Source organism: Niastella caeni, from assembly GCF_004834005.1.
In the GTDB taxonomy this organism is placed as follows: domain Bacteria; phylum Bacteroidota; class Bacteroidia; order Chitinophagales; family Chitinophagaceae; genus Niastella; species Niastella caeni.
In genome coordinates this window covers 205,939-232,917 of sequence record NZ_STFF01000007.1, presented here as the reverse complement: position 1 = coordinate 232,917, position 26,979 = coordinate 205,939, and the positions used below count along the sequence as shown (strand labels likewise).

Below are 26,979 nucleotides of genomic sequence, written 5' to 3'. Positions count from 1 at the left end.
TAATGTCTGTAATTATTTATTCATTATAACCCGGCACCTGCATTTTGGTCATAAACGCTATGTATGTATCCTTGCGATAACGGCGCAAAAGCGTAATTAAAGAATCAAGATTATTTTGAAGTTTACTGGTTCCTTTTTTTTGTATAATATTCATAAGGGTTATTATATCTTCAATGGCAGGCGTCGTTTCATTTTTGCCCGGCAGGTGATCCTGCAACATCCGCACAAGTCGTTTTCTTACCACTGCATCTGTTGAACAAATTGCATTAATTTCATTCTGACACAAATAATACCGGTAAAGCATTTCCTGTGCGCCGGGAAGGTTTGACAAACTTTGCAACATTTCCACATCGGGGCGAACTGTTAATAATCCTGAAAAGTTTAGCAAGCCATAAGAACTAATTACGGAACAGAAATTTGAAATTTCCGAGACGATTTTTTCAGCTTCCTTTTTTGATTTTCCCCAAACATTTTCGAGAGCATCTTCAATATCTTCCGCCGCCCAGTTAAGGTCATTCAACAGTTCGGCTGCGAGTTCGGCCGAAACCTGGTAATATTGGTGAAGTATAGTTGTAACATCCTCCCCTACATTAAATAATCCCTGTTTCAACGCGTCAATCCATTTTTTTACGTTCATCTTATCTAAAAGATCGCGGAATAATTCTTTCGGATATTTTTCGAAAAAATCTTCGAGATCATCTTTGAGATCATTCCATGATGTAATGTCTATGAGGTTGAAATCAACGGTTAGGGTTAGTGTACCAAAAGAAAAGGAACCACTTACGTTAAATTGGAATCCCGGGTTAATACTCAATGAACAGGTGAGGTCAAGGTCGAAGTCAATTTTTAATGCCGGGATGATGGTAAGGCCGCCCTCAACTACATCAGGTGTGTTTACATGCAAACCAATACTACCTCCTACAGAGCCAAAGAAGCTGAATGAACTACCGGAATAATGAAGGCTGCAAATTAAATGCTCAGTGAAAATGTATTGATGTAATGTCATATCTATATAAAATGAACCTTCTTTTATATAGGCATACAGGGTATCACTAATTCCAAGAACAGTTATGGAACCGGAAAGAATCAGGTAAGGCTTATCCGGGTCGGGGCTGTTTATGGCTGTTGTATCTATTAATCCGTAAGGCCCTTTATCGGCTTGCGCATTAGAAAGTGTAACCAGGCCGCCGGCCAGTGAAAGCGGCTTATTTACATAGCCCGAAGCTTTGATACCGGTGTTAAAATAGATTTCTATATCGAAAACAGCTTCAAACCCATAAAAAATGATGTCGCCGCTTGAATAAAAACCCATGTTATAAAGGGTGTGGGTTGCCGGGTTTATCCATCCGTTTGGATCAAGCACTATGTATAACTGAAACTCTTTAAAGCTGATGCCATTCAGTACAGGTACCCAGCTTACATTCAGGGTAGTAAACTCCTGTATGAGGCTGGTAAGTTGAATCGCCTTTGTTTTATCAGTTTCAATCAGCTTAAAAACAAAGGCATTAAGCTCAGGCACTCCGCCATCCAATACACCTCCAACAAGGTCCATTTCCAACTCTACCGGATCGGTTTCGCCAATACCAACATTGCCTCCAAACCCAAAGAACAATTCACCTTCTGCCGATACACCAACTTCACCCCAGAAATCTTCAATGGTAATTCCCTGCAGCCCTAAAGGATCCTTCCATCCCGGACCAGAGTCTCTAGCCAAATTCAGCTGTTTTGCCAATTTAGCGTTGGTATACTGCTGCAAACGCTTTACCATTTCTACGTTTTGCATTTCCACATCTGCCCGCAACACGAAATACAAATCGAATTCACCTTCCAGGTTCAACGTACCGCCACCAACAAAGTCAAGTTTAACTGTATTGCCTTTATTCGGCCCCGCGATCTCTGTAAAGGAAAAGGTAACGCCTGTTTGTAAAGAAAAAGATTTATTAGCTGGTGAGATAATGAACAGAAGGCCGTCGAACGAGTATTTTTGTGTTGCAGAAGGCGTACCGATCTGGCCGATAAATTCAGAATTACTTAGCGGTATAGCGAGGTAAGCGTAAAAACTAATACCATTTGCATCGGGGAAAAATTTATGCAGCACCTTTAATGCAGATCCACCGAAATCAATGCTGGTAAAAAAAGTAACGCCTTTGCCTATTGTAGCAGGTATGGGAGATGGTGGATTTTTTAATGTAACAGAAGGGTTAACAATCGATGATATTATAAGACCGGTTTTAGAAAATGCTATGCCTTCGAGGATATCTCCAAAAACAGAAGGCCATTGTTGTGCCGGAGACCATTGCCAGTTCGAGGTCCAGATACCGGTTATGCATCCCCATCCTAAATCATTCTTCTGAATTTCAAAAACAAGTCCCAACGATGTATTATCAATATCAACTTCAGCGGTTAATGAAAAATCATATTCAGTTCCCTGGGGTTGATTGCCTCCCTGCGGATTTAGTACTGCAAATGTAACCTGGCAATTTTTGAGATTCAGTTGCGGAAAATCAGCCGGTAATGAAAGATCAGCTTCATTAACAATTTCCACTGCCAGTTTTGTAAGATCTATATCAGGAAAATTGCCCTGGAGCTGAAAATTGCCTGGTATAGCCCAGGTTACATCAAACTCGTTAATACTTTCACTTTTGCTGTCGGTTATAAATTGAGCCCTTGCATCAATTGAACCGCTGGTAGAGGGGCTGTTGCTTTCATCGTAATTAAGTGTAAGTACAGCCTGTACTAATTTTATTTCGCGAATCCCTGAGTTGATCTTCCAGTCGCCTGTAAAACCGGCCGAAAGTGCATAGATGTTTTCTCCGGGTGTACCGCTTACATCCAACTCATTACATACCAGATCCGGGAAACCGGAGGCTTCCGGGAAAAATTTTTTAAGCAATTGCGAAAGCTGTATAGTGCTATCCGGCTCAAGTTGCACATCAAAGGAAGGATCCGGAAAACTGGCGCTGAGCAATAATTCAATACCATCGACCAGCTTTACGTCACCATTTACAATTGTGGTAATCTGCGGGTTTGTTACGATGTTATTGACCATAAAGGTCGCATCGAATTTTTCCAGGTTGAAATAACCGGGAAGCACATCCCATTCACTGATTGTACCAATATCAACTGCCACCGCACTGAAGGCCTGGGATAAATTTTTGTTGATCAAGGATGTTGTGAGGTAAATGCGGATTCCTTTAAGGGTAACATACTTACTTAGATCTTTTACATACTTTTTGAGTTCTTCGCCAACAGGCGCATTATTTAAAAAGTCAGCCAGTTGTTCGAGGGTATGCTGTGCAAAATCTGCAGTTCCTGCATCAAAAACCAATACTTTGCCTAAATTACTTATATCAACAGAAACCTGAATAGGTGGTTCGGTGCCAATAGTTATCTGGCTAATCAGCAATAACTCAGCCGAAAATTCTTTTGATGGCTCTATTATAAACGTCTTACAGGCTAATGATACCGGCAGCGTTAGAAAGCTGGCCAGTGGGATATTTTGTACCGGCGATGAAATATCTATACCAGGTTGCAGACTATTCAGGTTATATATATTCCCTGCCAATATACCGATGGCGCCGCTTATAGATATGAGTTGCCCTGTACCCAGTAAGGAAGTTACTTTGCCAAGTATTCCATCGTTTGTAAATAATGATGCAGATGAAAAGTTAAGACCTGGTTTCAACGCAGGATATACAGGCCCGGCTTTCTGTTCATAGGAACTAAGCAGGAAAGCGGATGATTGAAAGTTGAGATTTGAAAAAAATGTTTCTGCAAGAAGGGGAAAAGATAAAGCGAAAGTCCAGTTTCCAGGAAGTGGAAACTCTATAAATAAGGCGGGGTCACCTTCTTTGGCAGGCTGCCCGTTTTTATCTATAATGGAAAATACTATATTGTTTACGACCTGGTTGTTTACATTTAACAAACTCATAACCCCTGAAAGAGGCACCGTATTATTGACCTTTTTTGGTTGCTGAATGATGCCGGTTATGCTCAATGTGTTACCACACCAGGTATTGATCAGTGAATATATACTTCCATTGCCATCAATTGCATCGCATGGAAGTTGTAACGAAGTTCCGTTATACCATTTGGGATCGGTAATGAGATCAAATAAAGTATCCAGGTTCATAATTCAGTTTTCAGAGATGAGATTTATTTCAATTTATCAACCAGTACTGTGTAGTCGAGGCCATCCGTACGAAAAAGAATGTTACCCTGATCATAAGTAACGAATATACCCAGGTCATTTTCTTCAAATACATAGCCTGTCGTCTTGTCTACATAGCAATCTATTTGATGCATGGGAATGGTACAACCACTTTTCCCATTTGAATCCACCAATTTTTCAACCACATCAACTATTGAACACCGGGGATGCCCGTAACCTGTATGCTGGGCACTGGCAGAAAATATTCCAATATTGGGTTTTACTGCCAGCAGAAAATTTTTGCTCGAGGAATGATTGGAACCATGATGGCCGAAAGCAAGGATTGTTGATTGCAATGAAGTATAGTCCCATTTTTTCAGGATCCATCTTTCAGTAGTGGCTGTTGCATCGCCGCTAAGCATAACATTCGAGCTATTAAAATCAATGGAAATGACAAGACTTTTAGTGTTTGCATCACCGGCTACGTTCGCTGCAATCATATAAATATTCACGGTGGAGTCGCCATCAACTTTCGTTATAGGCTTTGAGTTGAAGTAATTTGAAGTATAGGTAACCACATTTGTAGTAGAGGGCAGCCCACTAAACCACGTGCCCAAAATCCCGGAATAATCAGATTGATTGCCGCTTATATGAACGTACAACGGATTTTTTGCTTCTTTAATATCCGGTATCATGCTGATGTGATCGGCATCGGGATGTGAAAGAAATATGGTCCCAATATCATTTCCGCCGGTTATTGCCGTAATCTTTGCGGCTATTACCTTGGGATCAACACTTGAGGAAGTGGTTCCGCAATCATATAGCATAAATTTGCCGTTTGGCAATTTAATAAGCTGGCAATTGCCTTGTCCAACATCCAGAAAGTAAACACTCATCTCAGGACCAGTGAGTGCACCATTACTAAGCGCAGTAACAGTTTGGGCATGAATGCCCAGGGTTACTGTGAAAAGAAAAAGAAATACAATTTTGCGTTTAAACTCAAAGCGTAAGCGAATAAAAAATAATGACATGAATATTGCTTTTAACTTGTTTTTAATGCGCCCACAATACACAGCATCCCCATCCGGTTATCTACCTTGTTTATTTGAGGCGTGAACTGTATCGATACATTGTTGATGCTAACCCCATAACCAGGCAACTGGTATGTTTCGAAGTTGATATTCTGTATAAAGGTTGTTGCTATTGGTGTAGCCACCGCTGCAATAGACTGGGTAATAGGCCATGTAATGGCCGATAATATTTTTTGCCAGATACTACCGGTTGGCTTTAACAGAAAAGTAAATGGGTTGATGCTTCGCACTATTATATTCATAGAGCTGTTTCCCACAGGTTCCAGTTGCGCAGTGGCCCCGGGAGCGGGTCCGCCCTCCACATCATAGTTCACTCCAATAGGTAGAAAAAATACAGTAACTGATGCCGATACATTTCCGTTAACTCCGAAATTCATATCAACAGCATTACCGTTTATATTAACAACCGGATTTAGGATATTAATAGAATAACTATAACTTGCACCTCCCACATCGGTACCCACACTACCACTGCCAGAAATATTTTTTGTACCAACTTCTATATTCGTTACTGCCTGTAAAGCCTTATTACTTAGTAAAGCAAAAAAGTCATCTTCAGGCCATGGAAAAGCTTCAGGGATAGCAGCGGGACCATTACTCCAAAGGTTTGTTATGGCAATGATAGACCCGCCTTCTATTGTGGCCACGATCGGAGAAAGTGTTATTCCTGCTAAATCAGGCGATGGAATGCTTAATCCTGCAAGCGTTTCTGCCGCAACATCAAGCAATTGCGGCATTACATACTTGCTTACAAAAATGTTTTCCATGGGATCGGGCAGGTGTTCATAACTGGCATGATCAATTCCCAGGTTTAATTTATTATCCAGGACATACAGGAAGCAACTAAGTGTAACGTTTATATTTAACTGTATTTTATCACCATCTTTTTGTTCCAAAATGATCTGAAGGTTGGAAAAATTAACATCAAAGGGCGCAAGCTGGTCAGTAAAAAACTGCATTCCGGTTTTTACAATTTCCTGTTTAGGCCCGATGGTGAAACCAGCCGGCGATAAATTAAATACAGGCGCCTCAATAGTATTCCAGGTCATGCTGATGCCCGGGTATGAGGGGTCGGACCCAGAACCGGAAAATAATCCGGGAACAGATGCAACAAGGTCCTGGCTGCATTGATTCAACTGGCGTTGGTTTACGCCAACTGCGATATCAAAACTCATATTGAATAATTTTAAAAGCCGGTGAGATGGATTTAACCGAATATCTCCTCAATGGCCTGATTAAACCGGTCGCTCAGATAATTTTTAACATCATCGCTATTCAAGCCACCCTCAATATTGTTTTTTAAAAGATTGATTAAAAAGGAAGCATTCGCCACCATATTTTGTACTTCTGTATTAAGATCCGAGGCGATATCCGGATACAGAATAACATGCAATTGAGGTATGTCTGCATCAATTTCGTTTATGGTCACCACCAGGTTACCATCCACGGTTTTTACTGTAGCTGTTATAGTAACAGCGGGAGAATCAAACGTATCTGAGAAATATCCTGTTACCTGAACGACGTCGTTTACTGAAGCAAATTGGGTTGATTTTTTATTATATTCTTCGTACCGGTTATTGGCAATCCAATCCTGGTAGTCTCTTTCTACTTTTGCTTTAGCCTGTTCACGCAAGCCGGCTTTATGTTTAATCGAAGCATCTCTTTCTTCACCGGAAAGACTCACAGATCCACCCTTTTGTACGTATTCCATGAAATTATTAATACTATCGCCATAATAAGCTTCTGCTTCGTCCATAATGGAACTATCGGAACCCGCCTTGCTTTTTACATCCGCTGACGGACTATTATATAAAGCATCATAAAGTTCCTGGCCTCTCGGATCGCCCAGCTTTATCAGTTCCAATGCTTCGACGGTAAGTGCATATGTCATATAAAAGCCATGGCCATTATAATCATCATCGTTGAAACCGGTACCCTGATTATCAGGGTTGTTGGCAGCTTCGGAGGTTTGTTTCATAAAAAAGGAGGTATCCTTATCACCGGTTTTCTCGTGTAGCCATCGATCCTGAAAAAAACCATTGGCAGGATTTGGCTGTCCGTTAATTTCTGCATTTTCTGCCATCACAATCGTGTTCAAAGTATTGTTCTGGTTATAGAATATATCAACCAGAACATTGCCATTCGGATTATCAGGTTTTGATAAGGTATCGCGGTACTGGTAAGCCAGGTCAATATTATCATCGTTGTTGCCAAAATTGACGCTGTTGAACATATTTAAAATATTATTGGCAGCTGCTATGGCACACCCTGTTACACCACCTGAATCTACTTCATAATTTCCCCTGTATAAAAGTTGGTCAAATGCAACAGAAAGGGTTAAAGTGTGTGTTGAATCATCATATGTTAAACCACGGTCAGCAATAGAGGGTAAGCCGTTGATCCTGCTATTTTCCATGATTAGGGAGATATAACCCAGTACATCATTTTTAAAAAGCTGAATAGGGCCAAGCTTGTCTATTGGCGAACCTTCGAGTGGAGGAATTGTGAAACTACCGCTTTGCACGCCATTGGCCATTACATTGGGCAGGTAATACAGGGTATCAGGCGTCCACAATCGCTTCCAGGCCATTCTAAGGATTACCTCATCGGTACTTTGGAGCATAGTTTTATATTTAGATTGGAAGCAATTTAGGAAAGCATTTTACGGTTATTGGTATAAGTTAACAGTTGGCTAACCCAGGTTAACAAATGGTACTGTATAGATAACCGTTGGATTTTAAATGCATGCCGGTGAAGGGATATTTTCTACTATAACGGAGGTATTGGCATTGATCGGGGTAAAGTAGCACAAAAGACAATTTTGGAGATAGCTAAAGATAACGGGAGTCTTGCGCATTTTATGCCAGTACACGCAGGAAGAAGCAGCATTGGAAAGATATTACCGGCAACTGCAACTTATAGTCATGCAGACCGGTGATTACTTTCCCATCCGTCAGGATTCAAACCTGAAACCATCCCGACTCCGCGAGTCGGGATGCTCTATTCAATTGAGCTACGGGCAAAAAAAAGCTCCACGTTTCTGTGAAGCTTCTTTGTGATCCGGATTGGAGTTTATTCAAACCAGTTGCGGGAAGAATTAAAAACTTTACTAAAGATTAAGCCGTTGATAATCCGTAAAATGGGGTATAAATAGTTGCAAATAGTCGATTATATTTAATATGGTTTCTTTGAAACGATTTCATTGAACGAATCTCTGGATGCTATACTCGATTATATAAACCACTCTTGATATTTTTTCCCGACGTCCGTGTTCCTGTTTAATTTCTTTAAGTTGCAATCTTTACACACTAATTGGATATTCGTTGGATCATTAACTCCGAACAAATCAAGAGGAACAATATGATCAAAATTATATTTTGCGTCAAGATTTACTAGTTTGCTTATGTCCGTCCAGCAAAATGAGCACCGGCCCTTGTCCCTGAAATAAATTGCATTTTGAAGCCATCTGATTTACCAGAATGTTTTGGCAAGCCCTGGATCTGCTCACAACCCAACCTGCTCCATTAATAATCTCCTGTAAGCCTGTAGGCCGAAAACAGCCGGGTGTCGTAACGAAAAGACCGGTAATTTGCTCCGTTATAGTAATATGCTATTTTCTGCCAGTCTTTGTTTTTGATGGCTAAGTCGAGAGAGCGCACTGTTTTGATCCATTTAATGGCAAGTAATACCTGATTATATTCACTTTCTTTTGCGAAATCCCACATATCGCCCACCTTTTTAAATCCTGTTTCGGCGTAGTGAAAGCCCATTAGCTGCATCATGCCGATCGATGTACTTTTCATAGCGGCATCAGCATTTACTGCAAACGCACTGTTAAAGGCTTTCCACTCGGCATTCTGGTTGCCTACTTTATTGCTTTGCCAGGTTATATGCCTGGTTTCTCCCGCCCAGCCTTTATAAAGCCGCTTAAACCATGACGGTTCAAACTGTATAATAATTTTTCCGGTAACCGGGTGGAATCCATGCTGACCGCTTTCAACCTGGATAATTGATTTCAAAACCCGGTATTCATAACCGTTGTTAACAGCCAAATCATTGATTTGAGCATTGGTTAGTAATTTACCTGTATCTATTCCCATTGTTTTTGTCGTTTTATGTTTACCTGCAGTATTAATAAAAGATTTTAAAAAGAGCCCTGACAGTACCGTCAGGACTCTTTACTTTACTAACCGCACGCACTATTCCTCTTCATTGAGCACCGCTGTTTGGCTTACAGCGCCCATTACGCTACCGGCCACAGCGAGGTATCCTGCAATGTCGGTAACGATATTTGGCAAATGCGCAGGAGAGGCAAAGACGGCAGCGCTTACTGCTACCAGCGACACACCGATGGTTCGAAGTATTTTGAAAAACTTCGGGGTGGAATCCTGCATCCGGTTGATGATAGTGTTCATATTGAAAAATTGACTGGTTAACAAATAATGGTCCTTCTACTAACCAGACTATAACCCTATTTCGCAACTTATGGGCCGTGGCCCCTGCGCACAGGGCCTGGGCCAATAAGGTTTGCCGCGGGGCGGCATGGAAGCTTCCTGGTATATACATACCTGCCTTGAGCAAACAAGCGCATAGGATAAGGTGGTTTGGCAACGGATGAATGCAGCTTCGGTTTAGTGGCCCCGGCTTGTCGGGGCGTTCCCTTACAGGAAGTAAGCCCTTCATGGTTGCCGCAAAACCACTACCGGGTTATTGAATAACCCGTTCAACTACCTGAGTAGTGAGCTTTTCACCTGCAGCACTTATGGCTACAACCCGAAACCAGTATTTTGCCATGGAAGTAAGCCCGTTAAAAGTGTGTACGGAAAACTTGCTTACTTCACTATGCCAAACTGTTTCTAAAGCAGGAGGCTCGGCAGTGTACTGGTGCATATATACTCTTGCCCCGCGCAACCGCTTTAAGCTTGTGGAAGCCACACCGGGAGCTCCTATTTCAACTTCCAGTGGTGAAATTATCTGATCAATCTGCGTGCTGCTTGCACCTGAGATAGGAAAACCGCTGCTTAACAAATTCAGCCGGTCGCCTTTACACATAACGGTTACATATTCTGCCAACACGGTTAGTAAGGCGATCACTTCCGCTTTCAATTTGTTTTTAAGCGCAACTGCTTCAACGTCTCGGCCTTTGGCATTGCCTACTGCGGATTGCAATTCCGGTAACAGCTTTTTGGTTTCAGCAAGAGCTGGAGGCGGATCAGAAAAGATTGGATTGTTTTCCATTTTTTCCACTACACGATAACCCTGAGTTATGGTGTCGCTATCGCGCAGGATCTTGTACGTACTTAATATTACGTTTTGCATTTGCTAAGATTTTAATGTTAAAAAATAAAATACCCGCTCTAAGATCAGAACCTGAAACCCATTGTATTGGCCAATAATTACAACGGAGTTTATTGCTGCCGTTGTTGTAAGTCAAAAATAAATGAGGATGCAAACAAAAAGTGAGCGTTGGAGAATTCGCTGGTGGGTTTGTAGTATTCGTATGATTTTAGAGAGAATTCGCAAAAAAATAATTACATGAGGCATGCTTTTCGTTTTTAGTACACGTCACAAAAAGCATTGATTAAAATCAATAAGTAAGCGCCGTTACCCATTTACGCAAACAATAACTTTAAATAATATTAAATTTAATAACCCTAAATTAACCTAAACCAACCCATGAACCTGACTACTCCCCTGACCGCTCCCCTGAGAGTGATTATAGTTGAAGACATGATTTCCATCCGTCAGGATTTAGAAGAGTTTTTCCAGCAGCAACCAGACTTTATCATTGTTGGTGCCTGCAGTACCGTTAGTGATGCCATTGCACTGATCCATAACACAAAACCAGACCTTTTGTTACTCGATATCGGACTTCCGGATGGGACCGGTTTTGACATACTCGAACAGATAACCGAAAAGGTTAAGGTCATATTCCTGACGGCCCACTCGCAGTATGCTATCCAGGCCTTTCGGTACGGCGCCATCGATTACTTACTAAAGCCTTTCAACGAGCTGGAATTAATGGAGGCGTTACAAAGAGTAATCAACGCTCAACCGCTGCTACGGGAGCAAATTGCCATCACCCTGCACAGTTTCAGGAAAAAAAAGGTGCAGGATCACATTGCACTGCGGTCCCAGGATTTTGTGAAGATCGTGAAGTTAAAAGAGATCACTTACTTTGAAGCTGATAATAAGTATACTACTGTTTTCTTAAATGCCGGAAACAAAGTGGTTACCAGCAAACCCCTTAAGGAATATGACGAACTATTATCCGAAACATTCTTTCTGCGTACCCACCAGTCTTACCTGCTGAATGAATTTTATATTGATCGTTACCACCCGAAAGGGGGTATAATCTACTTAAAAGATGGAACACAAATTCCAGTGTCGGAACGGAAAAAAGAAATTGTTGATCAATATTTAAAAAAGCTATAGCCGCTATGTACCGGATCTTCCTTCTGGCCATCATTTGTATGGCCTGTAATACCAATGGTAAGAAGAAGCAGCAACCTGCCTCGGGTCATTTTATGGCCTTTTTAAAAAACAACATCAATCCCTTATTACAAAACCGGGAAGCCAAAGCCGCCAAAAGAAAATTAGACAGCATTCTGCCCCTCATTGAACAAAGGGATAACTATGTAGAAATGTGTTCCTGGCTTCGCTGTATGGCCGTAGTGTACCAAATCGAAAGCAAGCCCGCTTTAGCCCGGCAGTATGCAAATAAGGCTTTAAAATTGGCCATAGAAAAAGATACAACCGAAAGACAGATCCTGGCTGGTAAAATTCAAAAGGCTGCTGTACTTACTGACATCAGATTACTCGACAGCGCCTTGGGTTATGCCCGGGAAGCCTATTCTATGGCTGAAAGGATCGATACGCCCGGTCTTCCGTTCATTTGCCTGAAGCTGTATGATATTTATGAAAAGATCGGCGACCTGGAGATGCAAAAAAAATATTTGTTCGAAGGATTCAAACGCAGCACGAGCCCCAAGCATAAAACAGTTTTTGCCGCTAATATTGCAGCCTGGTATGAGCGGGTTGACCAAATAGATTCTGCGCTTATTTTTTTTCAGGCGTTGATGAAGGACAGTAGTTTCAGCAATCCTTATTATGACGCCGTACGGTATGAAACCCTGGGAACACTTCTTTCGAAAAAAGGTAATTGTAAAGAGGGCCTTGGCTATCAGTTGAAGGGCATGCAGATCAGCCGCGGGTTGGGCGAAGTGAATGCCGAATCTTATTTCAATATAGCAGCCACCTACCGAAAGCTTGGGCAATATAAAAAGGATGAAAATTTGTTGGACACGGCTCTGAGCTATGTTTCTCATGAAAAAAACTGGGCGCTTACAAGTAAGATCTGGAGGGCCAAAGCGGACAATTGGGCGCTTCAAAAAAAATATTCGCTGGCCAACGCCGCCATGGCTTCCGCTTTTAGATATTTTAAAAGAGAAGTCGATTCCTCGGCGATTGGCCGGGCCAGGGAGTTGGAAGCCAAATACAGCCTTTTGGAAAAAGACAACGAGATCATATCGCTGGCCCTAAGCAACCAGGAAAGCGAAATGACCAGGGAACGGCAAATGAGAGCCATTATTCGAATAAGCAGCGGCGTAGCCATCCTTGGCATATTTGTTTTTTGGATGTGGAGGCGGAAACAATTAAAAATGAATATCAGGGAAGAAAGCCTGCGACAACAATTATTAAGAGGCCAGATCGACTCTCACTTTTTATACAATTCCGTGTTTGAGTTACAGAAGTTGATCCGGAAGGGAACTACCGAAGTTTCCGTTGAATTTGCAGAGCGATTAGTGCAGCTCTTCAGGCTGAGCCTTGAAAATGCCCGGCAACCATTTGTACCGCTCAAAAATGAACTCGATGCCCTTGCCAGTTATTTAATGCTGCAGCAATCGTTATTCGCTAATCAATTTGAATACCGTATTGAAGTAGAAGGTATAGCTGACCAGGAAATCATTCTGATTCCGCCTATGCTGTTGCAGCCTTTTACCGAAAACGCGATCATGCACGGTTTTACCGGCCAACAAGAAAAAGGGCAGATCAACATCAGTATTCAAAAGAATCATAAAGCGCTGCATTGCATTATAGAAGATAATGGCCGGGGCTTTCAGGTTGCCGGCAATCAATCTCAGAAGCGGTCTTTATCTACCATTATTAATAAGGAGCGTTTGGAAATTTTAAGCCGGCAAACCAGGACACTTGCGCAATTGAAGATCATTGATAAAAAAGCAACAACTGGTGAAGCCGGGGTTCGCGTGGAATTAATTCTTCCTTATCAAACGAAGCATAAAACACCGTTCGTTCCACGCTAACATTTATAAATACACAACAAACATTACAGGCAAAGTTTTACTAATCGATCAAAAATTTCAAATTTTTTCAGGACGGGTCTAAAAGCTTCCGCGCAATGTTGTCAATTAAGTAACATCTTTAACAATTCTGAATATATGTTTCTAACTTTGCCGCATTAGTAACTTACTATGACTCATCGGTAGCTAAATTTGGACCAACCTGACTAAACTTTGCACCACTCTCACTAATCTTTGGAACAATTATAATTAAATATGGAAAAGCCTTTACAACATTTACTAATAAGTTCATAACTATGGAGCATGAGTAACTTAATTATCAGGTAAAGTTCTGTACTTACGCGCACAAGTTAAAAACCTATGTACAATAATAGCGAACTGATGCCCCATAGTTGGTTATTGATGATCTATATAGAATAGTCGATAAAACGAAATCCGTTTTTAATTTTCTGTAATTGATGAGGTATAATTCACATTGAGCAAAACAATTGCGTATGTAATTGGTGTATTAGGCTTCGTCAATGGCTTTTGCACGGCACCTATGGAACTCTTTCCTGTGGAGAAAGCTACAAAATGGTTTGATTCCAATCTGGCTACCGGATTGGAATCAAACCGCAAAAACATTGAAACCAACCTGGTTTACACAGAATAGATTAAATGGAGATAATATTCCGGGAAAACAAAACCCGCTATGGAAGCGGGTCTGAGTTAAAAACGTAATAATGTGAACCGGATTGGATTCGCTTCAAACCAATTAAGGGAGGAATTAAGAGATTTACACAAACTTAAGCCGCTGATTTTTTAACAGGATGCACCCTTAAGCGCAATAGACAACCCCGAATTTCCTTTGGATTATTTGCAGTTACACATAAATATACCTCATCTAAAAGATGATTGTGTTCCTGCCTAGCCCTCTTCCTACTGCTGTTGGTGAAACCGTAAAGCCAGTGTCACCGGCCCTTATATTCATCGTTTCCTGGACTGCCATCGTCGGGCTGCCCTGCCCGCTACAGATCAGGCGACTGAAAAGCTGGTGATCCGGTAGATCGGTCACCAATTGCTGTTACAGGCCGGCGATTCCTCCTCCCGCATCCGTAAATGCTAATTTCCGGTACCAACCCGGTCTATCTCCTCGGAAGCGCCACCTTGAGATCGGTTCACCGGCTTCATCGCCTTTCCAAACCGCCAGTTAAAGCTTAGCCTTACGACCCGCGAATCCCAGGTGACACGGAATGGTTCATATGCATTCTGAAAAGTAGAAAAGCCTGAATAATTCTGGAACAATGTAAGATCACGAACACTAAGTCTTAATGTTCCTTTATTTTTCATAATTTGTTTAGAAACCCCAAGGTCTAGTTCACCCTGCGGTTTAAGCCATTCCTGCAGGTCTATCTGGCTTTTTGTTTGGTAATATCCGCTAATTTCGAAGCCCCATCCTTTTTTGAGTTGGAACTGGTTGTTGAGGCTTACATTTAATTGAGTTACCCTTGCCTCAAAAGGCGCCCACACCACACCTTTTATTATTTTGTGATTGAGTACGGTCACAGCGGTCAGGTTCCACCATGGTTTGATCGGACGTTGAAAAGTTTCTGTAATACCAAAATTCTGAAACGAACCAACATTTCCTCGTGTATATATGATCACATTTTTGTTGGTATTACTGCTGTTGGAATCAATAATAAATATCTGCGAAAAATAATCGCGGAGATAGCTATAAGAAAATTCCGTTGTAAATAGTTGCTTATAGGTATGGATCAGTGCAAAGTTCCAGGTGTACTGCGGTTTAATATACGGATTACCTGTTTCAAAGGTGTATTTATTCAGGGTGATCAGGAACGGGTTGAGGTTCTGGAACGGCGGCCGGTCAATTCTTCTACCTAAGCGGAAGGTGATCGTATTAGCGCTGTCTACCTGATAAGAAATAAAGCCGGTTGGGAACAGGCTGCCGTACTCTTTTTTGAAAGCTGAATCTTTTACCACCGCATTTCCGAGTTGATGCGCTTTGTAGGAAGTGAATTCATAGCGGAGGCCCGTCTGCCAATGCCATTTACCCTTCTCGGCATCTACACTTGCGTAGGCAGCGCTGATCTTTTCATCGTATAAAAAGTTATTACTGCGACTAAGATCTGGTTGCCAGTCATTATCTTTCCCATAATAGTATTGGGCGAGATTGTTGGTTTTATTGATGGCTGTTTTCAATCCGGCTTCCAATAAGAATGACTTAAACTGATGTTGGTAATCTGCTTTAGCGGTAAGTATCTCTAGTTTTGACCGGGTACTTCCTTTAGTAGCCTGAATCTCGCTACTCCCCGTTGTCTCCAATTGGGTTTCGTAGTTCTGATCACCATTGATCCTGAAGCGTACGTAATCCAGGTCAACATTTATTTCACTGCGTTCATTGATCTTATGTTTGCCATTTAAATTGATGCCTCCCCTTTTGAAATGCTGGTTGTTTTCGCCAACGGTATTGATGATGGAGTCTACGTGAAAACCGGGATCCATCCATTTGATGGCAGCGAAACTATTTGCTTCGCGATCAAACAAACCACCAGTAAATACCAGGCCAAGGGTAGTTTTTTTACTGGCAAAAAAGTCGACCCCAACCTTAAGATTATTTGCCAGTATGTTACTCTTGCTGAAATTGGGTTGTTCCAAAAAAGCTGAATCCCGTTGGTTTCTGTCGAAATATTTTCGCAACGTGTACATGTTTTGATTTTCGTATCCGGCACGATTACCATAGTTCAGAAACCAGTTCGTTTTTCCATTCCTGTAATTCAGATTGAGTGAATTTCCCGTTTTAAAATAAACGCCCTGACCAACGCTCCCGTTCAACGAACCATTGAAACCTTTCTGCCGATTGGATTTCATTTTTATATTGATGATACCAGCATTACCTGCTGCATCGTATTTGGCCCCCGGGTTCTCGATCAGTTCAATTTCATCCACCTGGGATGCGCTTATCCCTGTAAGATATGCCTGAAGGTCCGCGCCACTTAGCTGGGTCTGCTTACCATCGATCAATACCATAACAGAGGGTTTTCCCTTCATGATAATGGAGCCGTCTTTTGACACCGTGATGCCGGGAGATTTTTCCAGCACATCCATTGCATTTGCCCCTGCATTGGTGATACTTGCTTCGGGATTAATAACCGTTTTATCCGGCAGGAACTGAATAGCCCGTTTTTTGGAAACGACAAGTACATTTTCCAAAACCTGGTTTTTGGTTTTAAGAAAAATGGTATCGGAAAAAGAGCTTTTGGAAACAAGATCAATCCATGGAGAAGAGACTTCCTCATAGCCAATTGCAGTTACACGTATACGATATTTACCAGCGCTAAGCTGTAGCCATTCCAGGAATCCCAAAGCGGGGATAATTTCGGAACGGATAACTGCAGAGTCCTGATTAAGCAAATAAACAGAGGAACCGGGGATAATATTTTTCTTTGCATCGACAATGGTGATGCGAATGCTTCGATTCGCCGGTTGCTGAGCAAAAGCGGCGCAATTAATAGAAAGCAAGAAACAAGCGAGTATGCTCTTAAACATAAACAGCCGGGAATTCATGAAAATAATTAAAGGAGACCAAAAAAAAGCAAGTTTATTGTCAGTGGTGAAATACCGGTATGAGTTATCGGTGACATTCATACGCATCTTTATACACCAATAAAGATAGGTCACTGAAATGGACACCGAATTGGTCACCATTAGATTTGTATCCGTTTGTATTGCTTTGATGCGGAATAGTGGAGCAAATGCAGGCGGGACATGTATTTTAATAAAAAAAGCCCGTCTTTTGACGAGCTTAATGTGAACCGGATTGGATTCGAACCAATGACCTGCTGCTTATTTCGATTCACTGGTATCAGACTTTTGATCATCTGGGTTATCCTTCCAACGTAATAACTTTTCAGGTTCCTCGTTTTCCTGCCAATGTATTACTAATGTGTCGCCGGTAGCTTTTAAAATTAAACCTTTGAATATTAGATACGGATTATCAAGGAATAAAGTATCCTTTACTATTTTGTAAAGCCTGGAACCATCTCCATCATAATCACATAAGAAATATTCTTTCTCATCAATTTTAAAATCGCAGGCCGGATTTTCATATGATGTAGTCCAGGTGCCAAATAATGCCTCTTTTTTGAAACTGCAACTAACGATCTCTGACCTTTTAAATCTTTTATTAGGAAGTGTATCGTTGTAATTTGCCGGATCGCCTTTAATGAAAATTTTCTTGCTCACAGAGGGTGAATCTGCTGTGCTATTTGTATTTGAATCCTTTTGTTCAGGCTTATCTGAGCAGGCGTACATGACCAGGGTACAAAACAATGCGATCAGGATAAAAGATTTCATATTCTATTATTGAAGGGGTAAAAAGAAAGGCAAGTCGCTTTGACTTGCCTTTCTGATGTGATCCGGATTGGATTCGAACCAATGACCTACTGCTTAGAAGGCAGTTGCTCTATCCAACTGAGCTACCGGACCCTTTCTTTTGGTACTTCACCCTTCGACTTCGCTCAGGGTGCTGCGTACCAGAACTGATACTACGCCCCTTCGACTCCGCTCAGGGCGTCCTTAGGGAGCGCAAAAATAGCTTTTTATCGAGAAATTTCCTTGTCCGAAGTAAACTATTTCAATGAATTGATTCCCATAACCTTCAGGGAATCATTATTAATCGCCACCACTACCCTTTTTTCGCCGCGGGCGGTCTTTATCAACGCCAGGTCTTTTACATCGCCGGAAACCACAAATCCGCTGCGGGCAGGCGGTATCGCCAGGAAGTTTTTATGGGCTATCCCCTTCAAAAAACAACCATAAGAGGCATCGTAGCGGCCAGTCATTACATCACTCTGGTACTCGTTACCAGCCAGCAACAAGTCGGTAAACCCGTCGCCGTCAATATCATCGCAAATGATGGCATTCACCGGTGCAAATTGCGCCTCGGGTGGCAACACGTGCCGGCGGAACTGCCCGCCGCCGAGGTTTTCGAGCCAGCAGCTGCGTGTTTCGGTACAGGTGAACCGCTGCAGGCTATCCTTGGGTTTGTCTTTGAAGATCTCATCAAACGTGGCCTTCGCATATTGCGCATGGTGCAGGAACTGCTTTTTGATGGCCGGCACCTGGTCGGCAAACTGCCGCCGGTTGATGCCGGGGTATAACCGCTTAACTCCTGTATGATCTTTGATATAATAAAAAGGTATCGGGTCAATACTTCCATTGCCATCCAGGTCGGCGGCATACAACTCCATAGGCGTGGAATCTGTAACCTGGTAATCGCAATTCATGCCCAGGTTGCCGGCAACCAGGTCCATATCGCCATCGCGGTCGATATCGGCTGCTGCCAGGCTCCGCCACATGCCGGTGATACCGGCAACACCGGTGGACTGCGTTACTTCCTTCAACCGTGCCTGTTCATTCTTAAAGAAACGCACCGGCATCCACTCTCCTGCTATCACCAGGTCGGTTTGATGGTCGCCATCAAGATCCGTCCAAACGGCGGAGGTAACCATACCGGGTTGTTGCAGCGCTTTGCAAACCGTAGCGGTTACGTCGGTAAAGACGCCTTTGTCGTTATGGAGGATGTAGCTGCGTCCGGGTAATGGATAGCGTTTGGTAACGCGGCTGCCGATAAACAGGTCTTTCTGCCCATCGCCATCATAATCGCCGGCTTGTACGCAACCGGCAATAATGCGAATGTTGGCCGGAATGGCTTTCGGCTGCAACCGGAAATGTCCCTTTCCGTCGTTACTGTACAATCGCGGCGTATTATACGCTGAGTTCTCTTCCAACTGTACATTACCGCCGGTAACGAGTAAATCCTGGTCGCCGTCGCCATCGGCATCCAGGAAAATACAATCCTGGTCTTCTTCCATTTTTATACTGTCAGTGAGAGCTTCGCTGGTAAACTGTCCGTTTTTTTGTTGGGTGAAGATGCGTCCGGAGAAATTAAAAGCACCGCCGACGAAGAGATCAGTGAGCCCATCGTTATTAATGTCGGCGGTGGCTATATATGGACCCAACTGCGAAAATTTCTGCGGCAACAAGCGTTGTTCCGCAAAGTCGTTGTAATTACTTTCTACATGCCGGTAAGCCATGCGGGTGGCGGCAGTTACATCTGAAAAAACAGTCTGCAGGTCATGCAGATCCTTCACCGCCCACGCTTCTGCCGGCTGTTGCTGTATAACCAATAACGAATCTACTGCCAACTGCTTTATTACCTGACAGGTATTGTCGGGCCAAATGGTCACTATGGAATCGATCACGGTATGGGTTCCCAACCCAAACAACAATTTCGTATCTACCGAGGAGAAATAGCCGCGCACCGGGTTCTGCTCCTGCACCTGTACCTGCCCGCCGGTATATACCTTTACCTTTCCGCCGAAACCATTCCGGTTGGCGCCATTCCCTTTTAATTGGATACTTATATAATGATGATCAACCGGTTGCTCTTTTTCATTGGTGCGGTTGATCAAGACAAATGCTTCTTTATTGATATTGTTCACAACAATGTCCAGGTCGCCGTCATTATCCAGGTCGGCCCAGGCCGCGCCGTTCGACATGGCCGCCTCGTTCACCCCTGCCTGTTGCGACACATCGGTGAACGTGTAATTGCCATTGTTGCGGTATAAATAATTGCCCAGCTCCACATGGTTTAGTGAGGCCAGCTTTTCATTGATCAGTTTCCGTTGCTGCCTGATATCACTTACCCGGCCCATTACGGTGGAACTGAACTCAAGGAAATCGGCATTGATAAAATCGCGCCCTATCCCGTTCGTGATGTGCATGTCCTTCCAGCCATCATTATCAAAATCGGCCATCAGCACGCTCCAGCTCCAATCGGTATTGGAAATGCCGGCCATCTGGCCGATCTCACTGAAAAAAGGAATGGCGGCCTCCCCCCGCCCCCCTCCGGTGGAGGGGGCGTTTGACCGAAGGATGCCGTTATTCAATTGTAACATATTCCGCATATACTCCGGCTCATAACCATAGGAACGTTCTGCCTGGTACCGTTCATAATTCATGACCGACCACGTTAACTTGCGGCGCTCGTTGTGCTCGGGCATCATATCGAGCGTTACCACATCGGGCCAGCCATCGTTGTTTACATCCGCGGCATCTGCCCCCATGCTTGAATAACTCTGGTGCTGCATAGCCCGCGCAATGCAATTGGTAAAGGTGCCATTGTGGTTATTCAGCCACAGCACATCATTCGTTAAAAAATCATTGGCCACATAAATATCCGGCCAGCTATCATTATTAAAATCACTCACTACCACCCCTAACCCATATCCGTCTTCTTTGATGTTCGCAGCCAGCGTTACATCGGTAAACACCGGATGGCGGGCTCCGGTGGTGGAGGTGGAAAAACCATCGTTGCGATACAGTTTATCATTGGCTAATGAACGACCGGTGTGGTCGCGCGGATAAATAGTATTGGCATTTGCACTGCTGAGCAAATAATTGGCAAGGTACATATCCAGGTCGCCGTCTTTGTCGTAATCTGTAAACACCGCCTGGGTACTATAACCGGTATCGGCCAATCCATATTCCGCGGCCGATTCTTTAAACGTGAGGTCGTGTTGATTTATAAATAATAAATTGGGAGCGCGTTGCAGCAAATTCTTTCCAAACACACATACATAAATATCATCGTAGCCATCGTTATTGATATCTGCCACGCTTACGCCGGTGGCCCACCCATTGGTGCCGCAACCCGCTTTTGCCGTAACATCTTCAAACCGGTTATCGCCTTTGTTAATGTACAATGCCGAGCTTACCTGGTTACCTGTAAAGTAAAGATCTTTTAATCCGTCGTTGTTGAAATCGCCAATACCAACGCCACCGCCCATGTAACCAAATTCATTGATAAAGGAATGCGTGCTGTCGGTCTCGTTTACGATATTATTGAAATGTATATTGGTAGCAGTTGAGGGCAATGACCTGAATAATGTTTCTTTTTTTTCAGTAGTACAAGCTACCAAATGAATGAGTCCGGTGAATACCAGTAAACGGAGATAACAGCACGCAAGCGATGAGAACATAGATTAAGAAATTTATGGATTTCGGAATTTAAAGATTTTGAGATTTGTCTGAAAGCCAAAAACAGTTGAAATCTCAAAATCCCTAAATCTCAAAATCAGCAATGCTCAGGGCCTTTAATTAATACCCACTATTTTGTTTATTGATTCCTCCGGCTCCTAATTGCGGATTGTTATCTATTTCCTGTTGCGGAATGGGCAGCAATTCATCACGGTTGGCCTTGAAATAAGACAACGGATCGGTAGTGAAATATTTTTTCTTCCGCCAACGCAAAATGTCGCGGTTGCGGATCTCTTCACCGCCCAGTTCCACTGTTTTTTCATGCATGATCGCTTTGGTGATCTGGTCTTTATTGGCAGTGGGGAATAGTGATGTGGGATAATGCGGCATCATCACTCCCGGCCGGTCGCGTACTTCATTCAGGTAATTTACGGCAGCAACGGAATTGTTTAACTCGTTTTCACATTCCGCCAGCATCAATAACACTTCCGCATACCGGATGATCCGTTGGTTAATACCACCGCCTGCGCGGTCACCACCTTTGCCATGTTTATATATCATCATGAACTTGCGCCAGCTTATAAATTTTTTAACGTTGTTCACGAGAGAAAAATTACCATTCTGGTCAGGATCGGTGAGCACCGACGCGCCATTGTTGTATGTGTCGCCGCTTTGATAAACCGACATGGCAAACCGGGGATCGGTTTTGGCGGCGCCGGTTGCCGTATTTTCAAACTCATTTAAATACCGGTCAGATGGAATAAGGTTACGCCAGGCTATAGGCGAATATTCCTGGTTGCGCACCGTGCCTTGCGGCGCACTGGGATCATCGCCTGTGTAGCCCCAGTTAAACTGGTTGGGCGTTGTTTCGAAGAACACGGCTTCAAAAATGGATTCGGCGTTGAACTCGGTCTCTTCCCGGAAATTATCTTCGTAGTTGGACACAAGCGAGTACAAATTCAAATTCTTCACTTCCAGCAAGGCGGTACGGGCGGCGCCATAATCGCCTTTCTGCATTTGCGCCCTGCCCAGCATGGCATAAGCGGCGCCGCGGGTAGCACGGCCGCGGTCGGCGGCCGGGTACGCAGGTGGCAAAGCGGCAGCGGCTTCGGTAAGATCTTTTACGATCTGGGTATACACTTTATCTTCCACTTCCCTGGGCTGAAACTGCGAACCTTTGGTGATCGGCTGTAAATAAACAGGTACGGGACCCCATAACGATACGAGCTCAAAATAAGCCCATCCCCTGAAGAACTTGGCTTCCCCTACACACCGGTCGCGCAGGGCCTGATTATCCGATACCTTGTCTGCATAAAATATAACAGTATTAGCCCGGTGAATAACGGTATATAACCCTTTCCACATATCGTTCATCACGGTGTTGTCGGGCGTGGTATTGCCATTCAGCATCTGCCTGCGTGGTAATTCCAGTTGACTGCCGCCCGATGCTACGTCGTCGCTGCGCAGGTCGTGCAGGAAGAACCATTCCCGCGCAATGAGCTGCGCGGAATGGAAGATGGAATAAATGGCATTAGTGCCTTTCTGCAATTCTTCACTGTTTTGAAAATAGTTTTCCAGCGTGGGATAACTCGGGTTGGATTTGTTCAACTGCTTTTCACAGGCAATGATCGCAGCCACCGTCAATAAGGCGGCCATTATAGTGAATCGATTTATAAAGTGTCGTTTCATAATATTCGTTTGTTAATCCATGAAGGGACATGTGTTTAGAAACCTACCTGCAAACCCACCAGGAACGAACGGGCGGCAGGGTACTGCCCATAGTCGATACCGTTGGTAAGCGTGGTGTTTTTAGATCCGATCTCAGGGTCCCAGCCCTTGTAATTGGTGAACGTAAGCAGGTTTTGCGACCCAACATACAGGCGAAAGCTGCTCACGGCTCCTTTGGTGATCGATTTCAACACGTTATCGGGTATGGTGTAACCTACAGTGATGTTCTTCAGGCGCAGGTACGATCCGTTCTCTATCCAGCGTGCAGAAGGCCGCACATTGGTATTAGGATCGCCTGCATAAGCGCGGGGCATATTGGTATTGGTGTTGGCAGGCGTCCAGGCGTTCAGCACGGCGGTACCGGAGCCGAACAAACGAGCCATTCCTTCACTGATAATGCGGGAGGCATTGAAGATCTTATTACCCTGTACGCCCTGGAAAAATACGGCGGCGTCGAAATTCTTGTACCGCGCATTGAAGTTAAGCGAATACGAAAAATCGGGCAGGTAATTACCAAGGAATGTGCGGTCATCGGCAGTGATCTGGCCATCGGGTTTGCCATTGGGCCCGCTGATATCCCTGAACTTCAGGTCGCCGGGCGCGGTTTTGTCTGATTGAAACGGACTGCTGCTGATCTCGGCCTGGGTTTGGAAAATGCCTTCGATCACATAGCCGTAAAACGACTGAATGGGTTGGCCGGCCACGGTGCGCGTCATGTTGGCCCCGCCGCCAAAATCCTGGTCGCCACCCTGGTCAATGGTGGCATTGGGCGTATTCAACTTCAGCACCTGGTTGTCGATAAAGCTGATCAAACCGGTAACGTCCCATTGAAATTCACCTCGTTTCTTGTTATATGCCACCTGAATATCCATGCCGTTGTTCTCCATCGATCCTACATTGGCCAGCACACCGCTGTTGTTGAATCCAAAAGATCCGGGTGTGGGCACATTCAACATCAGGTTATCTGTTTTGCGGCGATAGTAATCGGCCGACAATGTAATACGATTATTGAGCAAACCCAGGTCAAGGCCGATGTTCATTTGTTTGGTCTTTTCCCATTCCAGGTCAGGGTTCGATATAGCGTTGTAGAAAGAAGCGTTACCGCCGGAAGGCATGGTATTATTAAACGGATAAATAGCGCCGTTTTGCGATACCACAGCCTGCCATGGATAATCATTCGCCAATTGTGAATTGGGCAGCTTGCCGAAAATGCCTATTCCATTCAAACCGGTTACGCCATACCCTACGCGAAGCTTTAATTCCGACACCTGTTTTACATCGCGCATGAATGATTCCTGGTCGAGACGCCAGCCTATGGAGGCGGAAGGGAAATTGGCAAATTTGTTTCCGGGCGCCCATACGCTCAATCCATCACGCCGAATAGTGGCGCTGACGAGGTACTTGCCGGCAAACTCATAATTCACCCGGCCTGCATATGATAGGAGCAGGTTTTCGCTTTGGGTGCTAAAGGCGTTCACATTGGTGGCGCCGAACATCGTTTGAAAATTATTACTGCTTTGGTAACCGATCATTTGCTCGCCATAAGCCCGGGTTCCCTGCTGCTCATAAACTGCAGTTAATGCCAGGTGATGGTCGCCGAAGGTTTTATCGTAAGTAAGTTGTTCTGTGAACAACAAGGTGGTCATATTGGTGCGAACATCATCGATCTTCGCCTGGGTTTCTCCCCTGCCCTTACTATTGAAGATAGGCCTGAACTGATGCTGCGACAGACCCACATGGTCTACCCCGAACGTGGAGCGGAACTTCAGCGAATTGGTTAAATTCACTTCTACATAGGCTGTACCCAGCAGCTTCAGCGTTCTGCGGTGGGCGTCGCCCAACAGCAGGGCGTCCATCACCGGGTTGGTGGGATCTGCGCCGTCTACGCTGTTCTCCGCATCCCTGAAACCGCCGTTGGTAGTGGGATCGTACACGGGTATGTAAGGCACTTGCCTGATCACGTTCACCAACCGCGTACGGTTACCCGATGTATTGTCGTACCGGTTCTTGGAATAACTAACAAACAGGTTCTGTCCGAATGAAAATAACTTACTGATCCGGTGCTCGGAGTTTATCCTGAAATTACCTCTTTCATAATAAACGCCCTGCGCAATACCATCCTGTTTGAAATAACCGGCTGATGAATAAAAGCGCGAGATATCATTACCGCCGCCCACCGACAGGTTATGCTGGGTAAGCACACCACTTTTAAAATAAGCATCCTGCCAGTCAGTATTGGTTTGCGCATATGTTTGTGTTGCGCCTGCATAAATGGGCTGGTTGAAATTGGCCGATTCGAGCCGTGGTGGCGGGTTAATTCCGGCATTTCCATTGAGCATCCGTTCGTATTGCAGGTACTGCTGGGTATTCAGCAGGTCGATGGTATTCCATGCCTTTTGCGTACCTACATAGGAATCGAGGTTCACCTGCAGCTTGCCGTTCCTTTTTCCTTTTTTAGTAGTTATGAGAACAACGCCGTTGGTGGCACGGGAACCGTAAATGGCTGCCGCACTGGCGTCTTTCAATACTTCCACCGATTCAATATCGCGGCTATCGAAGTGCATGAGGTTGCCGGTAGGAAATCCATCGATCACATACAAGGGGTCCGATGCAAAATTAATAGAGCTCACCCCCCTGATGCGCACAATGGGCGATGTACCCGGCTCTCCATTATTGGTGACCGTTAAACCAGCTACGCGTCCCTGTAAGGCCTGCTCAACGCTTGGCACTGGCAATGAGGTAATGGTTTTATTACTTACCGAAGCAATGGCGCCGGTAAGCGAGCTCCTGCGTTGCGTACCATACCCCACAATGATCACTTCGTTCATGTTGGTTTGTTCGGCCTGCAACCGGATCGTGATATCATTTTCATCGCCCACCTTTACTGCATGTGGTTTGTACCCCACCATGGAAAACTCCAGCGTTTCTCCCACTTCGGCAGAGATAACGAATACACCTTTTTCATTGGTGCTGGTACCTCGTGATGTACCGCGCACCAATACCGACACCCCGCTCAACGGTTCCCCGTTCTCGTTGGTTATTTTACCGGTGATAGGCCTGGCGGGTATTTCTTCCTCGAATAAACTTTTGCGTGGATCATCGTTTACAAAGACCCCGAGGTTATACGCCTCGCCTTTTCGCATCAGCACGATCTGGTTGCCCGATACGAAATACAATACGTTCAATGGTGATAATAATATTTCCAGCACTTCGCCCAAACGCTGGTTGCGGGCTACGATAGAAGTTTTTTGCCGCACCGGGATGCGTTGAGCACTGTAAACAAATTTGATATCAGCCAATCGACTGATCTCACTAAGCACTGTTTTTACTTCTTTATTGTCTGCAACCAGGTTAATACGTTGGTTCAGAACTTCCTGCCCGTGCACTGGCCGGGCGTACATTACACCGGCAAAACCGGTGATCAATAGTAATGGCAGCAATCCTATTCTCATAAACCGGTAGATTAACTGGTTAACGAGTACTTTTTTCATAGTTTTGTACTATTAGTTGGTTAAAGCAATCCGTTTTAATCACTATTTGTCCTGCTACTTTTAGGCTGCAGGATGATTTTTTAGTAACCCCGATATTGGTGCGAACAATGCCGGGGTTCTTTTTTGCCCTGTTTTATGGTGGTAACGTGATCATAATA

General features: G+C 44.1%; 15 protein-coding genes and 1 tRNA gene. 2 read left to right on the top strand and 14 right to left on the bottom strand.

The annotated features are described in order from the left end of the window. Positions 1 to 16: 16 nt before the first annotated feature. From FAM09_RS23100 to FAM09_RS23065, 8 genes are all read right to left on the bottom strand, one after another. Positions 17 to 4,132: a hypothetical protein gene (locus tag FAM09_RS23100; RefSeq protein WP_136579527.1), complete on the bottom strand. Its 4,116-nt coding sequence runs from the start codon at positions 4,130 to 4,132 to the stop codon at positions 17 to 19. A gap of 23 nt (positions 4,133 to 4,155) precedes the next feature. Next, positions 4,156 to 5,181, bottom strand: coding sequence for a ComEC/Rec2 family competence protein (locus FAM09_RS23095; protein ID WP_136579526.1), 1,026 nt, complete (start codon positions 5,179 to 5,181; stop codon positions 4,156 to 4,158). An 11-nt stretch (positions 5,182 to 5,192) separates the two neighbouring features. Continuing rightward, positions 5,193 to 6,416, bottom strand: a complete 1,224-nt coding sequence (locus FAM09_RS23090; RefSeq protein ID WP_136579525.1) for a hypothetical protein — start codon at positions 6,414 to 6,416, stop codon at positions 5,193 to 5,195. A 32-nt stretch (positions 6,417 to 6,448) separates the two neighbouring features. Then, positions 6,449 to 7,864 carry a hypothetical protein gene (locus FAM09_RS23085; protein ID WP_136579524.1) on the bottom strand — a complete coding sequence of 472 codons (1,416 nt, stop codon included), beginning with the start codon at positions 7,862 to 7,864 and terminating at the stop codon, positions 6,449 to 6,451. 608 nt (positions 7,865 to 8,472) lie between these two features. Beyond that, the gene (locus FAM09_RS31605; protein ID WP_394347828.1) at positions 8,473 to 8,646 is read right to left on the bottom strand and encodes an HNH endonuclease; all 174 of its coding nucleotides are present in this window, start codon (positions 8,644 to 8,646) and stop codon (positions 8,473 to 8,475) included. 119 nt (positions 8,647 to 8,765) lie between these two features. Beyond that, entirely contained in the window at positions 8,766 to 9,341 is a 576-nt protein-coding gene (locus FAM09_RS23075; protein ID WP_136579523.1) for an N-acetylmuramidase family protein, read from the bottom strand. A 99-nt stretch (positions 9,342 to 9,440) separates the two neighbouring features. Continuing rightward, entirely contained in the window at positions 9,441 to 9,656 is a 216-nt protein-coding gene (locus FAM09_RS23070) for a hypothetical protein (RefSeq protein WP_136579522.1), read from the bottom strand. Between the two features lie 292 nt (positions 9,657 to 9,948). Beyond that, positions 9,949 to 10,560: a hypothetical protein gene (locus FAM09_RS23065; RefSeq protein WP_136579521.1), complete on the bottom strand. Its 612-nt coding sequence runs from the start codon at positions 10,558 to 10,560 to the stop codon at positions 9,949 to 9,951. Between the two features lie 357 nt (positions 10,561 to 10,917). Here FAM09_RS23065 and FAM09_RS23060 point away from each other — a divergent pair, with 357 nt between their 5' ends. Further along, complete coding sequence (locus FAM09_RS23060; protein WP_136579520.1) at positions 10,918 to 11,676, top strand: LytR/AlgR family response regulator transcription factor; 759 nt, start codon at positions 10,918 to 10,920, stop codon at positions 11,674 to 11,676. 5 nt (positions 11,677 to 11,681) lie between these two features. After that, positions 11,682 to 13,565, top strand: coding sequence for a histidine kinase (locus tag FAM09_RS23055; RefSeq protein ID WP_136579519.1), 1,884 nt, complete (start codon positions 11,682 to 11,684; stop codon positions 13,563 to 13,565). Between the two features lie 1,098 nt (positions 13,566 to 14,663). Here FAM09_RS23055 and FAM09_RS23050 read toward each other — a convergent pair. The 6 genes from FAM09_RS23050 to FAM09_RS23025 form a co-directional block, all read right to left on the bottom strand. After that, on the bottom strand, positions 14,664 to 17,108 hold the full coding sequence (locus FAM09_RS23050; RefSeq protein WP_166437251.1) for an outer membrane beta-barrel protein: 2,445 nt from the start codon (positions 17,106 to 17,108) through the stop codon (positions 14,664 to 14,666). 297 nt (positions 17,109 to 17,405) lie between these two features. Beyond that, positions 17,406 to 17,915, bottom strand: coding sequence for a hypothetical protein (locus tag FAM09_RS23045; protein ID WP_136579517.1), 510 nt, complete (start codon positions 17,913 to 17,915; stop codon positions 17,406 to 17,408). A 58-nt stretch (positions 17,916 to 17,973) separates the two neighbouring features. Beyond that, positions 17,974 to 18,047, bottom strand: a tRNA-Arg gene (locus FAM09_RS23040). Between the two features lie 143 nt (positions 18,048 to 18,190). Next, complete coding sequence (locus FAM09_RS23035) at positions 18,191 to 21,604, bottom strand: VCBS repeat-containing protein (protein WP_136579516.1); 3,414 nt, start codon at positions 21,602 to 21,604, stop codon at positions 18,191 to 18,193. Positions 21,605 to 21,722: 118 nt separating this feature from the next. Further along, on the bottom strand, positions 21,723 to 23,291 hold the full coding sequence (locus FAM09_RS23030) for a RagB/SusD family nutrient uptake outer membrane protein (protein WP_136579515.1): 1,569 nt from the start codon (positions 23,289 to 23,291) through the stop codon (positions 21,723 to 21,725). Between the two features lie 35 nt (positions 23,292 to 23,326). Next, on the bottom strand, positions 23,327 to 26,821 hold the full coding sequence (locus tag FAM09_RS23025) for a TonB-dependent receptor (protein ID WP_136579514.1): 3,495 nt from the start codon (positions 26,819 to 26,821) through the stop codon (positions 23,327 to 23,329). Between the last annotated feature and the right edge of the window lie 158 nt (positions 26,822 to 26,979).

Coding starts and splice junctions, on each gene's coding strand:
- FAM09_RS23100 (WP_136579527.1), bottom strand. CDS start 4,132: ATGAACCTGGATACTTTATTTGATCTCATTACCGATCCCAAATGGTAT.
- FAM09_RS23095 (WP_136579526.1), bottom strand. CDS start 5,181: ATGTCATTATTTTTTATTCGCTTACGCTTTGAGTTTAAACGCAAAATT.
- FAM09_RS23090 (WP_136579525.1), bottom strand. CDS start 6,416: ATGAGTTTTGATATCGCAGTTGGCGTAAACCAACGCCAGTTGAATCAA.
- FAM09_RS23085 (WP_136579524.1), bottom strand. CDS start 7,864: ATGCTCCAAAGTACCGATGAGGTAATCCTTAGAATGGCCTGGAAGCGA.
- FAM09_RS23075 (WP_136579523.1), bottom strand. CDS start 9,341: ATGGGAATAGATACAGGTAAATTACTAACCAATGCTCAAATCAATGAT.
- FAM09_RS23070 (WP_136579522.1), bottom strand. CDS start 9,656: ATGAACACTATCATCAACCGGATGCAGGATTCCACCCCGAAGTTTTTC.
- FAM09_RS23065 (WP_136579521.1), bottom strand. CDS start 10,560: ATGCAAAACGTAATATTAAGTACGTACAAGATCCTGCGCGATAGCGAC.
- FAM09_RS23060 (WP_136579520.1), top strand. CDS start 10,918: ATGAACCTGACTACTCCCCTGACCGCTCCCCTGAGAGTGATTATAGTT.
- FAM09_RS23055 (WP_136579519.1), top strand. CDS start 11,682: ATGTACCGGATCTTCCTTCTGGCCATCATTTGTATGGCCTGTAATACC.
- FAM09_RS23050 (WP_166437251.1), bottom strand. CDS start 17,108: ATGTTTAAGAGCATACTCGCTTGTTTCTTGCTTTCTATTAATTGCGCC.
- FAM09_RS23045 (WP_136579517.1), bottom strand. CDS start 17,915: ATGAAATCTTTTATCCTGATCGCATTGTTTTGTACCCTGGTCATGTAC.
- FAM09_RS23035 (WP_136579516.1), bottom strand. CDS start 21,604: ATGTTCTCATCGCTTGCGTGCTGTTATCTCCGTTTACTGGTATTCACC.
- FAM09_RS23030 (WP_136579515.1), bottom strand. CDS start 23,291: ATGAAACGACACTTTATAAATCGATTCACTATAATGGCCGCCTTATTG.
- FAM09_RS23025 (WP_136579514.1), bottom strand. CDS start 26,821: ATGAAAAAAGTACTCGTTAACCAGTTAATCTACCGGTTTATGAGAATA.